This is a genomic window from Pseudomonas sp. TCU-HL1 (assembly GCF_001708505.1).
Lineage (GTDB): Bacteria > Pseudomonadota > Gammaproteobacteria > Pseudomonadales > Pseudomonadaceae > Metapseudomonas.
Genome location: NZ_CP015992.1, coordinates 5,506,396 through 5,520,231, shown reverse-complemented (window position 1 = coordinate 5,520,231; position 13,836 = coordinate 5,506,396). Strand labels below are relative to the sequence as shown.

The 13,836-nt window shown below is 66.0% G+C and carries 16 protein-coding genes; 11 read left to right on the top strand and 5 right to left on the bottom strand.

Translation table 11 applies throughout. The features are described 5' to 3' along the window. Positions 1-32 precede the first annotated feature (32 nt). Positions 33-770 carry a methyl-accepting chemotaxis protein gene (locus THL1_RS31485; RefSeq protein WP_414703766.1) on the top strand — a complete coding sequence of 246 codons (738 nt, stop codon included), beginning with the start codon at positions 33-35 and terminating at the stop codon, positions 768-770. Between the two features lie 104 nt (positions 771-874). Here the strand turns inward: THL1_RS31485 and THL1_RS25365 are convergent, their stop codons facing one another. From THL1_RS25365 to THL1_RS29310, 3 genes are all read right to left on the bottom strand, one after another. After that, positions 875-1,321: a DMT family transporter gene (locus THL1_RS25365; RefSeq protein ID WP_069085820.1), complete on the bottom strand. Its 447-nt coding sequence runs from the start codon at positions 1,319-1,321 to the stop codon at positions 875-877. 179 nt (positions 1,322-1,500) lie between these two features. Beyond that, positions 1,501-1,914 (bottom strand): response regulator, encoded by a 414-nt coding sequence (locus THL1_RS25360; RefSeq protein WP_069085819.1) that lies wholly within the window; start codon positions 1,912-1,914, stop codon positions 1,501-1,503. Positions 1,915-2,001: 87 nt separating this feature from the next. Beyond that, a complete protein-coding gene (locus THL1_RS29310) occupies positions 2,002-2,178 on the bottom strand; it encodes a Flp family type IVb pilin (RefSeq protein WP_414703712.1) in 177 nt (58 codons plus the stop codon). A gap of 391 nt (positions 2,179-2,569) precedes the next feature. On the opposite strand from THL1_RS29310, the gene cpaB reads away from it, so the two are divergent. Genes cpaB through THL1_RS25315 form a run of 9 tightly spaced genes read left to right on the top strand, consistent with a single transcriptional unit; the run spans position 2,570 to position 11,757 of the window. Continuing rightward, on the top strand, positions 2,570-3,505 hold the full coding sequence (gene cpaB, locus THL1_RS25355) for a Flp pilus assembly protein CpaB (protein WP_069085818.1): 936 nt from the start codon (positions 2,570-2,572) through the stop codon (positions 3,503-3,505). 20 nt (positions 3,506-3,525) lie between these two features. Continuing rightward, positions 3,526-4,749, top strand: coding sequence for a type II and III secretion system protein family protein (locus THL1_RS25350; protein ID WP_069085817.1), 1,224 nt, complete (start codon positions 3,526-3,528; stop codon positions 4,747-4,749). Between the two features lie 7 nt (positions 4,750-4,756). Continuing rightward, on the top strand, positions 4,757-5,926 hold the full coding sequence (locus THL1_RS25345; protein ID WP_069085816.1) for a pilus assembly protein: 1,170 nt from the start codon (positions 4,757-4,759) through the stop codon (positions 5,924-5,926). Then, positions 5,923-7,194, top strand: coding sequence for a CpaF family protein (locus THL1_RS25340; RefSeq protein ID WP_069085815.1), 1,272 nt, complete (start codon positions 5,923-5,925; stop codon positions 7,192-7,194). The genes THL1_RS25345 and THL1_RS25340 overlap by 4 nt, the downstream gene beginning before the upstream one ends. Then, positions 7,191-8,075, top strand: coding sequence for a type II secretion system F family protein (locus THL1_RS25335; protein ID WP_069085814.1), 885 nt, complete (start codon positions 7,191-7,193; stop codon positions 8,073-8,075). The genes THL1_RS25340 and THL1_RS25335 overlap by 4 nt, the downstream gene beginning before the upstream one ends. A 1-nt stretch (position 8,076) precedes the next feature. Continuing rightward, positions 8,077-8,979 carry a type II secretion system F family protein gene (locus tag THL1_RS25330; RefSeq protein ID WP_069085813.1) on the top strand — a complete coding sequence of 301 codons (903 nt, stop codon included), beginning with the start codon at positions 8,077-8,079 and terminating at the stop codon, positions 8,977-8,979. Further along, a complete protein-coding gene (locus tag THL1_RS25325) occupies positions 8,976-9,725 on the top strand; it encodes a tetratricopeptide repeat protein (RefSeq protein WP_083246011.1) in 750 nt (249 codons plus the stop codon). Before THL1_RS25330 ends, THL1_RS25325 begins: the two co-directional genes overlap by 4 nt. Continuing rightward, complete coding sequence (locus THL1_RS25320) at positions 9,722-10,000, top strand: DUF3613 domain-containing protein (RefSeq protein WP_069085811.1); 279 nt, start codon at positions 9,722-9,724, stop codon at positions 9,998-10,000. Before THL1_RS25325 ends, THL1_RS25320 begins: the two co-directional genes overlap by 4 nt. An 8-nt stretch (positions 10,001-10,008) precedes the next feature. Beyond that, on the top strand, positions 10,009-11,757 hold the full coding sequence (locus THL1_RS25315) for a TadG family pilus assembly protein (RefSeq protein ID WP_069085810.1): 1,749 nt from the start codon (positions 10,009-10,011) through the stop codon (positions 11,755-11,757). 157 nt (positions 11,758-11,914) lie between these two features. Here THL1_RS25315 and THL1_RS25310 read toward each other — a convergent pair whose 3' ends face one another. After that, complete coding sequence (locus THL1_RS25310) at positions 11,915-12,670, bottom strand: response regulator transcription factor (protein WP_069085809.1); 756 nt, start codon at positions 12,668-12,670, stop codon at positions 11,915-11,917. Positions 12,671-12,800: 130 nt separating this feature from the next. Next, a complete protein-coding gene (locus THL1_RS25305) occupies positions 12,801-13,265 on the bottom strand; it encodes a prepilin peptidase (RefSeq protein WP_069085808.1) in 465 nt (154 codons plus the stop codon). 113 nt (positions 13,266-13,378) lie between these two features. Here THL1_RS25305 and THL1_RS25300 point away from each other — a divergent pair, with 113 nt between their 5' ends. Then, positions 13,379-13,831: a TadE/TadG family type IV pilus assembly protein gene (locus THL1_RS25300; protein ID WP_069085807.1), complete on the top strand. Its 453-nt coding sequence runs from the start codon at positions 13,379-13,381 to the stop codon at positions 13,829-13,831. Positions 13,832-13,836 lie beyond the last annotated feature (5 nt).

Genomic DNA, 13,836 nt, shown 5'->3' with positions numbered 1-13,836 from the left:
ACACCGCCGGCCGCGCCGGACAGCAGCAGGAAATGACCGATATGGTGGCCACGGCCGTGCACGAGATGGGCCTCACCGTGCAGGAGATCGCCCGCAACGCCGGCGCGGCCGCCCAGGCTTCGCAGCACGCGCGCGATGAATCCCTGCAGGCGCGCCAGGTGGTCGGGCAGTCGGTCGATCACATCGAGAAGATGTCCAGCGAGATCGGCGTGGCCGCCTCGGCAGTGAGTGAACTGGCCAGCCAGGTGGCGTCCATCGACCAGGTCCTGGCGGTGATCCGTGGCATCTCCGAGCAGACCAACCTGCTGGCGCTGAACGCCGCCATCGAAGCCGCTCGCGCCGGTGAGATGGGCCGTGGCTTTGCCGTGGTCGCCGATGAGGTGCGTACCCTGGCCAGCCGGACCCAGGCGTCCACCGATGAAATCCAGCAGATGATCCAGCGCCTCAAGCACGGCGCCGAAACGGCGGTGCACTCCATGCACGCCGGCCAGGCGGCCACCGGCACCGGTGTGGAAGCCAGCCAGCGCACCGGCACCTCGCTAGGCGCGATCACCGACCAGGTGGAGCGCATCAGCGACATGAACCACCAGGTGGCGGCGGCGACCGAAGAGCAGTCTTCAGTGACCGAGGAAATCAACCGCAACGTCCAGGGTATCGCCGACCTGGCCCATGCCACGGCCAGCGAAGTGCGTGGCTGCCGCGAGGAATGCCAGACCTTGAGCCGCCTGGCCGGGGACCTCGCGCAGCAGGTGGGCAAGTTCAGGTTATGAGGGTGACGCGGCGGGCCTGCGGCCCGCTTCGCGATTGAAATCGCCCCCACAAGGTGAGAGCGGGAGAGGTAGGGAGCGCCGCCCGGCCCACCTTACCTGACTGATCATCCCCGACGAATGAGCCAGACACCGCCAATGATCAGCATCAGGCCCGCCAGTTTGCCGATGCTGATCGGTGCCTCGCGGTAGCCGGCCCAGCCGAAATGATCCAGCGCCAGGGCCATGCTCAACTGGCCTGCCAACACCAGCGCCATGAATAGCAGGGCGCCGATTCGCGGGCCCGCGAAGGCTGCAGTGGCGATGAACACCGCCCCCAGCAGGCCGCCGCCCCACTGCCACCAGCTCACGCCCTTGAGGGCAGCCAGTGTCGGCAGTTCACGCTGCATCAGCACCACCGCGAGCAGGGCGATGGTGCCCACCACGAAGGACACCAGGGCTGCGCTCATCACGCTGGATATCTGTTTGGCCAACTGGCCGTTGATGCCGGCCTGCAGTGGCAGGAAGGAACCGGCGACGAAGGGCAGAGCGAGCAGCCACCAGGCCGTGGGCATGGCTATCTCCGGAGGATTCAGGGGGCGCCAAGTATGCCCGAGGTCGTGCGTTTGGAGGACGCTCATCACCCGACAGATCGCGGTCGGATCACTGGAACGACCGTCTGGCGCGGGATGCGGCGTGCCTTATAAAAAAGGCCGCCTTCCCGGGCAGCCTTTACTCGTTCGATCCGCTGGTTTCAGTTACTGACCAGTTTCAACTGTGGCTGCGGGAACTGTTCCTTGATCACTTCGACCAGGCGTTCCAGGTAGATGGGTTTGCGGAAGAAGTCGATCACTTGCAGGCGCAGTACATCGATCACGTCGTCCATGTCGGCATGGCCGGAGGTCACGATGACGGGCAGGTGCTGCTTGGAGGTATGCGAACGCAGACGCTGGATCAGGCGCATTCCGCTCTCTTCGGGCATGCGCAGGTCAGTGACGATCAGGGAGATGTTCGGGTGCAGCAACAACAGGTCGATAGCACTCCTGACAGACGTAGCGGTATGGCAATAGAAGCCTTCACCTTCGAGCATCTCTGCCAGTTCCAGCAGGATGTCTTCTTCATCGTCGACCAGGAGCAGTTGCTGTCGGAGCATTGGGGACTGGCTCATGAGAGGGCCTCCTGCCAGCGTAGATTCCTTGACCGGACTGAGCGGCGCCGGAATTTCTCACGTTCTTTTAAGTTTTCGTTCGGATGATCAGAGATTTGTACTTATGGTTGTGAAGATTGCTTGGACTCGAGTGGATATGCCGCCGCTGAATGTCACGATTACGGCTGCAACCATGGCTGCAACAATCGCGTATTCAAGTCCGGATGCGCCCTCTTCTTCTTTAACGAACTTCCTCAACTTCTTGATCAGAGACATCAGAGGCATAGCGGTGAGCTCCTTGCCAGGTGGGATGTTTGCCTGAGGCAAGCTGAGCGTTGTCGAGAGTTTACCTAGGCGCAACTGTAAGAAAGGATTAATACCAAAGTTATAGGTTTTTGGGGGTGTGGCTGTTCACCCAATAGTGGGTTTTTTCACCCATTTATGGGTTCTTGTACCCATATAAAGAGTATTCCGGAAGCCACTTGGAGTGATCTCGTTGCGCATGTAAATAAGTTGCATCAGCAGGAAAACTATTTTTCTTGCACCGTTGAAAGTTCTGCTAACCAGAGTTTCAGGGAAAAAGAAAGTTATTGGGCAAGCGGTTCATGGCTGGCCGCAAAGTGAAGATGCCCCCACACGCAGGGGCCTGTAGTTCTCACGGCAGAGGGAGTGCCAGATGAGTAGTCGGATGACCATGGCTTTGGCCGCGGTGCTCTTGTTGGGCGCCTTGCTGGCCGGATATTGGGGAATTGTGCTCAGCCGCGTGCCACAGGCCGTGAAAACGGCATCGCCGGCTGATTCCAGGGATAACTCCCAGACCTCCGAAGACCCCGCCGACAGGCTGCGCACCCCCGTGGTGGTTGCGGCGCGTCTGCTCAGCCCGTTCGTGGCAGTGACGGCCGAAGACCTGCGCATCGAAGACTTGCGCATCGCGCCGCCAGGCAGCTTCAGCAAACTCGAAGACGTCATTGGCCGCCGGCCCTGGAACCCGGTGCCGGCCGGCAGCTGGCTGGGCCCGGCCAGTTTCGAGGCCGGTGGCCCGCTGGCCCGCATGATCCGCGCCGACGAGCGCGCCGTGGCGGTGCCGGTGGATGAAGTGGTGGGCGGCGGCGGCCACCTGCGCCCCGGCGACTATGTGGACGTGCTGTTGTTCCTGCGGGGCGAGGCGGGTTCCGGCCAGCAGAGCGCACAGGTCGCGGTACCGGCCTTGCGCCTGCTGAGTTTCGGCGAGGACCTGGGGCCGGACTCCGAGGGACGCGCCAGCCAGCCGGCGAAAGACGATGCGCAGCAGGACGCGCGTCGGGCCGCCGCTACTGCCGTACTGGCCGTGCCGGAGCAACAGGTGACCCGCCTGATGCTCGCCAGCCAGGCAGGCGCCCTGCGCCTGGCCGTGCGCAGTGCCGACGAACGCCTGCTGGAGCGCTATGAGATGGGCGAGTTGGCGGTCGCGCCCATCGACGCTGCCAGTCGCAGCCTGATCCCCCTCGAACAGTTGAGTGCAGCACCGGCGCCCCGTCGCGATGTGGCGCCGGCCAAGGCCGTGGCGCCCGGCAACAAGGGCGCGGGCGTCGCCATCTATCGCGGCGCAGAACTGACCCGCCAGATTCCCTGACTCGCAAGGAACGCCACCTGATGAAGCGCTGCATCGCACGGATGATCCTTCCCCTGCTTGGCTACGCCCCCCTGGCCGCATCGGCGGCGCCGGGCTGCGAGGCGCTGGGCCCGGTGCCGGGCGTGGTGGAGGTGGGGCAGGGCCGGCAGGAGGTCATGAGCTACCCGCTGGCGATCACCCGCCTCGCGGTGGGCGATCCCGAAGTGGCCGACGTGCAGCTCGCCGACAAGCAGTCCTTCCTTATTACTGGCAAGCGAGCCGGCGCCACCAGCCTGATGGTCTGGACCGGCTGCAGCCGCGAGCCACGCCGCAGCCTGCTCTATGTCGGCGGCGTGGCCAGCGCGGCGCTGACCGAGTCCCTGGACGAGCCCCTGGAAGCCGACCCGGTACCGAGCCAGGTGCAGACCGATATCCGCTTCGTCGAAGTCAGCCGCGGCAAGCTCAAGCAAGCCAGTACTTCTCTGGTACGCGAAGGCTCCAACCTCTTCCTGCTCGGCGCCCCCGGCCAGCTCAGCGGCATCACGGTGAGCATCGATGGCACGTCCGGCGGCAAATTCGGTCCACCTGACGGCGGCTTCAACATCGTCTGGGGCGGTGGCAGCAGCAAGGTGCTGGGCTTCATCAATGCCCTGGAGAACAGTGGCTTTGCCTACACCCTGGCCAGGCCAAGCCTGGTCGCCCTGAGCGGGCAGAGCGCGAGCTTCCTCGCCGGTGGCGAATTCCCCATTCCGGTGCCCAGTGGGGATGGCGATAACATCACCATTGAGTACAAGGAGTTCGGCGTGCGCCTGACCCTCACGCCCACCGTGGTTGGTCGCCAGCGCATTGCCCTCAAGGTGGCACCCGAAGTGAGCGAGCTGGACTTCAGCTCCGGCATCAGCATCGCCGGTACCCAGGTGCCGGCGCTCAAGGTACGCCGCACCGACACCAGCATCTCCCTGGCCGATGGCGAGAGCTTCGTCATCAGCGGCCTGATCAGCACCCAGAACGTCGCCAACATCGACAAGTTTCCCGGCCTGGGGGACCTGCCCGTCATCGGCGCGCTGTTCCGCTCTTCGCAGATCGATCGCGAGGACCGCGAGCTGCTGATGATAGTCACCCCGCACCTGGTCCAGCCGCTGGCGGCGGACGCCAAGCTGCCCGAGCTTCCCGGCGAGGGCCTGCGTCGCTACGACCCGGGCTTCTTCGATTTCTACCTGAACGAGCGCGGCAATTTCGACCGCCGTGCCGGCCTGTCGGAGTGACACCGTCATGAGCCAGACCTTCCTCGCCTTCACCCGCAACGGCGCCGACCTGGAATGGCTGCAAGGCGCACTGACGCCGATGGGCCAGGTGCTCAGTGCCGGCCGTGGCGCCCTGGACGAGTTGCTCGGGCTGATCGAGGTCACCGGCGCCAGCCTGCTCTTCGTCGGCCTGGACCGCGACAACCTGGTAGCGCAGACCTCCCTGATCGAAGGCGCGCTGGCAACGCGGCCCCTGCTGGCGGTGGTGGCCATGGGCGACGGCCTGGACAACCAGTTGGTGCTGAGCGCCATGCGTGCCGGCGCGCGCGATTTTGTCGCCTACGGTGCGCGTACCAGTGAGGTCGCCGGTCTCGTGCGGCGCCTGGTGCAGCGGGTGCCCAGCGCGCTGCCGACCCACAATGCCGGGCGGCTGACGGCCTTGTTCAGCCGTCAGCAGGACGCCGACGCGGCGTTGCTATCGGCCCACCTGGCGCTGTCCATCCAGCAGTGTGGCCAGCGCACCCTGCTGCTGGATCTTGGCCAGCCCCAGGGCGACAGTCTGGCGCTGCTGGGCCTGGAAGCTTCCTTCCATTTCGCCGATGCCCTGCGCAACCTGCGGCGGTTGGATGCGGCGCTGATCGACAGTGCCTTTGGCAGCCATCCCGGCGGCCTGCGCCTGCTGGTCCAGGAAGCCGGCGGCGAAACCCTGGAGCGCATCAATGCCGCCGAGCTCTACCTGCTGCTCGGTACGCTGCGCCAGCACTTCCAGCACATTGTGGTGAATCTGGTGGGGCAGCCCGACAGCGAGGCCCTGCGCATTCTGGTCGGCAATGCCGACCAACTGCTCTGGTGCACCGACCAGAGCGTGCCGGACTGTCGTCGTAACCTCGAACTGCTGGGGCGCTGGCGCGACGCGGGGGTCAAGCTGGAGCACGCGCAGCTGTTGGTGGATCGTCACCTGCGTGGCGTTGCACCGGAAACCGACGTGCTGGCCCGCTCCTTCGACCTGCCGGTGGCGCAGACCCTGCCTTACAGCCCTGAATTGCGGATGAACGCCAAGAACCAGGGGCGCAGCCTGTTCGAACTGGCGCCGCGTGAGCGCCTCAGTCAGCGCCTGCGTGAACTGGGCGAACGCATGGCCTGTATCGAGCCGCCGCGCCTGCGGTCCTGGCAGCGCCTCTGGGGCGCCCGCTCATGAGCGGCGAGAGCCTGTTCGGCGGCGCTGCCCGCTACACCCAACTGGGTCACAACGACCCGCAGGGGCTGAAGCTGGTGCTGCATCGCCACATCATCGATGCCATCGACGACGACGGCGTGAATATCCTCGAGGGCGCGCGGGGCACCGTCTCGCAATACGTCATCGACAAAGTGGTGGAGTTCGTCGGCCGTCATCACCTGGCGGTGTCGCGCTACGAGATGGAGCGTCTCGCCGAGGAACTGGTGGACGAGCTGACCGGCTTCGGCCCGCTGGAAGTGCTGCTGCGCGATTCAGGCGTGACCGAAATCCTGGTCAACGGCCCCTGCCGGATCTTCATCGAGCGTGAAGGCGTATTGCACCAGAGCGACCTGCGCTTCATCGACGACCAGCACGTGCTGCGGGTGATCCAGCGCATCCTCGCGCCGCTCGGCCGGCGCCTGGACGAATCCAGCCCCATGGTGGATGCGCGCCTGCCGGATGGCAGCCGGGTCAACGCCATCATTCCGCCCATCGCCCTGGATGGTCCCTGCATCTCGGTGCGTAAATTCCGCAAGGACCTGCTGCAGAGCTCCGACCTGCTGGCTTACCAGTCGCTGGACGAAGCCATGCTGCTGTTCATCCGCCGCGCCGTGAGCGAGCGCTGCAACATCCTGGTCAGCGGTGGCACCGGCACCGGCAAGACCACCATGCTCAACGTCATGAGCCTGCTGATCGATAGCCACGAGCGCCTGGTCACCATCGAAGACACCGCCGAACTGCAGCTCAACCACCCGCATGTGGTGCGCCTGGAGACCCGCCCGCCGAACGCCGAAGGGCGGGGGGAAGTGGCGGCCAGCGACTTGATCCGCAACGCCCTGCGCATGCGCCCGGACCGCATCATCCTCGGCGAGATACGCGGCGTCGAAGTGCTCGATGTGCTGCAGGCGATGAACACCGGCCACGACGGTTCGATGAGCACGGTGCACGCCAACTCCGCACTGGATTCCTTGCTGCGCCTGGAAACCCTGGTCGGCCTGACCGGGCGCCAGGTGGCCGAGCGCACGCTGCGGCAGATGATCTGCGCCGCCCTCGACCTGGTGGTCCAGCTCACCCGCCTGCCCAATGGGCGGCGCTGCATCAGCGAGGTAGTGGAAGTCGTGGGCGTGCGCGATGACGTGTATGTCACCAACTGCCTGTTCCGCCTCGACCGCGCCAGCGGCCGTTTCATCAGCGAGGCGGTGAACCCCGCCGGCGAAAAGCTGCGTCAGGTCGTGGGGGCCGCACGGTGAAGGCGCCACTGCTGCTCGGCCTGCTCTGCAGCCTCCTGCTGGTGCTGGGGGTGGTGCTGTTGCAGAAGGGCTGGCGGCAAACGGGTGAGGAACGGGTGCTGCAACGCCTTGGCCAGGACCTGGCCGCCTCGGCGCCGCCCCCGGTGAAACCCGGCTGGCTGGAACGCGCCTTCATTCGCGCGGGTCTGGATCTGCCCCATGGGCGAATGGGCCTGATGGTCTCTCTCTGGCTGGCGGCCCTGCTGCTGGCGGGGCTGGCCGGCGGCTGGATGGCGGCCTTGGTGGTGGCGCTGCTGCTGCCGCTCGGGCTGCGAGCCTGGCTGGTGTGGCGTTATCGGCGGCGGGTGCGGCGCCTGGTGGAGCAGTTGCCGCAGATGCTCGACCAGGTGGTGCGTAGCCTGCATGCCGGGCGCACCCTGGGCGACGCCGTAGTGCGTGCCATCGATGCCTCGCCCGATCCCCTGCATGCCGCGCTGTCGCGGGTCTCGCGGGATGTGCAGCTGGGTGTCGGCCTGCCGGATGCCTTGCAGGAGGTGGCGGACCTTTTCGAACAGGAGGAGCTGCGCATCCTCGCCCTCGGCGTGCGGGTCAACCACCGCTACGGCGGCAGTGCCAGCGAACTTCTGGGCAACCTGATCAAGGTCATCCACGAACGCGAACAGATCGCCCGGCAACTTCGCGCCATGACCGGCGAGACGCGCTTCACCGCCGTGGTGCTGGCACTGCTGCCGGTGTCGGTGGCCGGCTACATCCTCTCGGTCAATCCCGGCTACCTGATGGGCCTGTGGCAGGACGCCAGTGGCCAGCAGATGCTGCTGGCCGCGTTCAGCATGCAGGCCCTGGGCTGCTTCATCCTCTGGCGCATGTTGAGGAGCGTGTGAGATGGCACTGCTCCTTGTTGTCGTCCTGCTGGGCCTGGCCGCCGCAACGCTGACGTTCGGCCTGCTGGGCGAACGCCAGCGCTACCAGCGCGTCAACCAGCGGCTGCTGGGCAAGGAGCTGGCCGGGAACCTGCCGGACAGCCGCTGGCAGGGCCTGGTCCGCCGCCTCGGCGGCAGCCGGCTGGCGCGGCGTTACCTGGCCATGGACGGCGAAACCCAGGTCCTGCTCAACCGTGTTGGCTGGCGTCGCGCCAGCCGCCGCACCCTGTTCCTCGCCTGCCAACTGCTCGCGCCCCTGGCCTTGCTTGGCCTGGCTCTGCTGGGGCAATCGCTGCTGGCCAAACCGCCGCCACAACCCTGGCTGGCGCCCTTCATGGCCGTTGGCTGTGGCCTGCTGCTGCCCAAGCGCCTTCTGGCGTTGGCTGCGCTGCGTCGCCAGCAGGCGCTGCAGCAGGAGCTGTCGGTGTTCATCCCGATGGTGCGCATCCTCTTCGAATCCGGGCTGACCGTAGAGCAGGCCTTGCGGGTACTCAGCCAGGACGGCCGCAGCCTGATGCCGGTGCTCACGGCCGAACTGCGCGGCCTGCTGCAGCACGTGGACTCCGGCCTGGAGCTGGGCGAGGAACTGGGCAAGCTGGCGCGTCTGCTGGCGGTGGATGAGCTGACCGACAGCCTCACCATCCTCGAACAACTGATGCGCCAGGGTGGCGGTGCCATGGCCTCGCTGCTGGTGCTGAAAAAGCTTCTGGACGATCGCCGGCTGACGCGGATGCAGGAGTACATCTCCAAGCTCTCCGCAAAGATGACGATCGTGATGATGACGCTGCTGTTTCCGGCCCTGCTGATCGTGCTGGGCGGGCCGGGGATGATGGCGATCAGTCGGGCAATGGGGGGGGCAGGATGAGAAGGCTGATAGTGCTGTGCGTGTTGGGGCTGCTGGGGGGGTGTGCCAACCCGCCGGCCCAGGTGGGCTGGCTGGCGTCGGGTGGCTGCAGCCAGCCAAGCCAGGATCAGGAGCTGGCGCTGAACCTGGCCAGGGACATGGTCGCCGACGGGCGTGCACATGCCGCCCTGGCGCATCTGCAGGCATTGCCGGCGAGCCTGCCGGAGGTGCGCCTGCGCCAGGCCCGCATCTACCGCAGCCTTGGCCGCAGCGAAGCCGCGCCGCTCTACCGGAGCCTGCTGGGCACGTGCCTGGCGGCTGACGGACACCATGGCCTGGGTCAGCTCGCGGCAGCCAGCGCTGACCAGCGCGAAGCCCTGGCGCAGTTGCGTGAAGCCCTGAGCCTTGCACCGACCGATGCCAAGGTCCGCAACGACCTGGGGCTGGTGCTGCTGCGCGAGGGGCGGGTGGACGATGCGCGCTTCGAGTTTATTACTGCCCTGGAACTGAGCCAGGGCGATCCGCTGCCCGCGCAGAACCTGCTGTCGCTGCTGTTTTATACGGACCAGTACCAGCAGGCGGCGGAGTTGGTGTCGCGCCTGCGCCTGCCAGCTGACGCGGTGCGCCAGGCCCAGGCGCGTGCGCAGGAGATGAAGCGCCAGGGCCTGGGCGCGCCGCTGGTGTCCCAGGATACCGCGGCGGATGCCCCGCTGCTGGCGGGTGTGCACGAGGCAGGGCCCGGTTCGAGCGAGGAGGTGGGCAGATGAAAACCTGGATCGCCATGGTACTGCTGGGGGCCTGCTGCGGCTTGCAGGCGGCCGAGGATGCCCGCCATGCGCGGCATGAACGCCATCGGCTCAGCGACCAGTGGTTGAGCATCCAGCGCGAGGGCAGCCAGGCTTCGCGCCATGCACAAACCGCCGCCCCGGCCGAGCGTGAACTGGCCAACCAGCGCTGGCTGGAAAGCTACAAGTACGCCATTCCCGAGCGCTACTACGGCAATGGCATGAACGTGGACAGCGGCGCTTCATCGAGCCAGTGAGGCCGGGCATGCGTAGCCTTCATCGACAGCGTGGCGCCATCGGCCTGATGGCCACGGCAACCCTGCTGCTGGCATTGATGACGCTGGCGCTGACCCTCGATGCCGGGCGGCTCTACTTCGAGAAGCGCAAGCTGCAACGGGTGGCCGACATGGCGGCCCTGGAGAGCGCCACCGGTTCCGGCTTCTGTGGCTCGCAAGCTGCAGGCCTGGCGCAGACCAACGCCCTGGCGCTGGCCCAGGCCAGCGCCACGCGCAATGGCTATGGCGGCAACCTCGGGAGCGGCAGCAACCGGGTCAGCATCGGCTATGTCGACCTGGATGGCACCGGTCAGCGCCGCCTGTTCCAGGCGTCCACCAACCGCATCGAGGCGGTACAGGTGCATGCTACCCAGGAAGTCCCGGCCAGCCTGGTGCTGGGGGGGCTCTGGGGCGGACGTCTTACGCTCCAGGCCGATGCCGTAGCACGACGCTCGGCCCTGGCCGGGTTCTCCCTGGGCAGCGGGCTGGCGTCCCTGGATAGCCAGCAATCGGCGGTGCTCAATTCGCTGCTGGGCAACCTGCTCGGCACCACCTTGAGCCTCGACGCGGTCTCTTATCAGGGCCTGGCCAACGCCAGGCTGAACCTGCTGGAACTCAACCAGAACCTGCCGGCGGCCGCGCGGCTGGATCTGTCCGCCGGCAATGTGCAGCAACTGCTGGATACCCGCCTCAGCCTCGACCAGGTGCTGGATGCCACGGTCGCCGCCGCCAATGCTCGCGAGACCTTGGCCGTTGGCGTGCGCAATGGCCTCAACAGCCTGACCAATGTCAGCCTTGGCGCCACCCAGGTGAAGCTGGCGGACATTCTCAATGTGGTGACGCCGGCCAACGGTGGCCAGCAGGCGCTGCGCACCGATCTCAGCGTCCTCGACATGGTCAGCGCGCTGGCCTTCCTTGCCAACAAGGCCCATGCGGTGGACGTGGGGTTGGGCCTGAACCTCGGCCTGGCCAACCTTGGCCTCAAGGTCTATGTGATCGAGCCGCCGAAGATTGCAATCGGCCTGCCCGGCCGCGATGCCAATGGCAAGTGGCGGACCCAGGTCAGTACGGCTCAGGTCAGGCTGGAGGTGGGGGGCAAGGTCGATGTCCTGGGCCTGGTGAGGGTGGATCTGGGCCTGCATCTGGACGTGGCTCAAGGTTGGGCTGCACTGCAGAGCATCACCTGCGGCCCCATCCTTCCGGGAACTAGGCAGGTGACCGTCCTTACCCAGCCGGGCATCGCAAGCCTGGGGCTGGGGCGCTACAGCAATATCACCTCGAGTACCCAGGCCAGCCCGGTCACGGTTACCGCCCTGCCCGGGATCACTGGCCTTGAGGTACAGGTATCCGGCTCTGCCAACATCAGCAACGGCCAACCAACTGAGACGAGCTTCACTGTCTCGCCGAGCCAGCCAGTTCCGCAACAGAAACGGGTTGCCACGCAAGCCGGCGAGGCTCTGGCCGACGGTCTCTCGGAACTGGCCAACAGCCTGGAGGTGGATGTTGTGGTCACCAAGGATTGCGGCCTGCTTGGGCTCGGCTGCCTGATCGGTGGCCTGACCAAGGGCGTAATCGAGTCCACGTTGGGGCCCACCATCGAATCCACCCTGGGCAGCCTGATTCCCCTGATCGGCCAGGTGGTTCTCGAGCCGGTGCTCAAGCTGCTGGGGATCGAACTGGGGTACGCCGATGTGCGCCTGATGGAACTGGATACCTCGGCTCCGCGCCTGATGCTCTGAAGCCCGAGGGCTCGCGTAGGTTGCGGCGGGCGGCGTTCCGCTAGGGCGAAGCGAAACCCAACGAATCGTGGCCTGATTTCGTTGGGCCTCGTTCCTCGGACCAACCTACGAGGGCGCTGCGCACCCTATCGCGAATGAATTCGCTCCCACGCCGTCCTCAGTGCGCGACCTCATGCGGCCGCCGCCCAGGCGGGGCCATGGCCAGGGCCAGTTGGGTGCGGTTGTGCAGATGGGTCAGGCGCAGGATCTGCGACACGTAGAGCTTCACGGTGTTCTCCGTGAGTCCCAGTTCGCAGGCGGTCTGGTAATTGGTCATACCCTTGCCCACCAGCTTGGCGACTTCCAGTTGGCGCGGCGAGAGTTTGTCGAAGGGCGGTTGCGCGCCCATGTCCATCACCGGCGGGGTGTGGTCGACCGGGCCGCGGCGGCGCTTGTTGATGTCCTGGTACAGCTCGTCGATGGACTCGGAGAGGGTGCGCAGCTTGTTATTCAGCAGGGACAGCTCCAGGTTGTCCTGCTGGCGCTGGTGCAGGCGTTCTTCGAGCCGGCGCACGGCGCGCAGCACCTGCTCTGGATCGATGGGCTTCTGGTAGTAGTCGGCTACTCCGGCGCGCATGGCCTCGATCACATCCCGAGGTTCGGCCTGGCCGGTGAAGATGATGGCTTCGAAGGCGTGTGCGGGTGTGCTGAGGCGCTCCAGCTCCTGCACCAGGGTAATGCCGTCAAGCTCCGGCATGTGCAGGTCGCAGAGCACGATGCCAATACTGGCGTCTTCACGGAATCGCTGGAGGGCGTCGCGGCTGGAGGTGCAGCCGATGCAGCGGTAGCCGCAGTTTTCGAGGAACTCCTGGAGTTCGACGACGAGGGTGTCTTCGTCGTCCACGACGAGCAGGGTGCAAGGTTGAGAATCCATGTTCAGCCTTCCAATGCGAGCGATCCTGGCCATAGGGCCTGCGATTCCCAACCCGGCACGCGGGAAATGGTACGGCAGTACAGTGCTTACGAAAGATATAGCACTTTCATATCAGGCACCGAGCAGTTTGTCAGACAAAAAGCGCCAAAAGGCTGCCGGCGAAGAGGAAGGGGGCGAATGGATAGCGGCGCACGTGCTCCGGGGCCACCTGTTGGAGGAGGGTCCGAAGGCCTGTGGGCAGGGCAGGCCAGAGCGGGCGGGAGAGAAGGGCCCAGGCCAGGTAGGCCGCTCCCGCGCCGATGAGGCAGTACAAGACGAACGGCGGGTGGCTGCACAGGGCGATGCCCAGCAGCAACTTCACATCGCCCGCCCCCAGTTTGCCCAGCCACCAGCCGGGCAGGGTCAGCAGCAGCGCCAGGCCGGCCGCGCTGAAGCCTTCGGCCGGAGAGGCGCCCAGCAGGGTTTCCCCGCGCACCAGGAGGTAGAGCAGGGCGAGCGCTGTGCCACCCAGGGTGAGCCCGTTGGAGATGCGTCGCTGCTGGAGGTCCTGCAGGGCGCAGAGGGCGGTCCAGGCGAGGAGGGGGAGGGCCGACATGAAATATCCGATGCGTCCGAAAAGTCCTTCTATGCTGCTAACTGTGTAGCCGAATCTTCGGAAGGCAGCCGAGTATTTCTGCCGCAGTGCGGCCACCAGTCGGGAAGGTTTCCATGAGAAAAGGGGTTTCACCGCGCTTTGCCCGGCAGCAGAAAGGTGCAGCTGCCCTCGAGTTCTCGCTGGTCTTCATTATCTTCTTCGCCATCTTCTACGGCGTGATCGGCTATACGCTGCCGCTGCTGATGCTGCAGTCCTTCAACCAGGCCTCCGCCGAGGCGGTACGCCGCGCCGTGGCGGTCAATCCCGACGCCAGCAACTTCCTCGCCCTGGCCACCGCCGAGGCCAATACTGCCATCAACCAGCAGCTCGCCTGGCTGCCTGCCGGCGTGCGTGCCAACCTGCCGGCGCCCAGCGTTACCCTGGCCAACGGCGTGCTCACCGTGAGCGTTTCCTATCCCTACGGCGCCAGCCCCGTGGTGCCTCCCATCCCATTGCCCGGAATCGGCTCGGTCCCTCGCGTGCCCGCCGTGCTCAGTGCCCAGGCCAGCATCCAGGTTCAGCAGTGAATGGA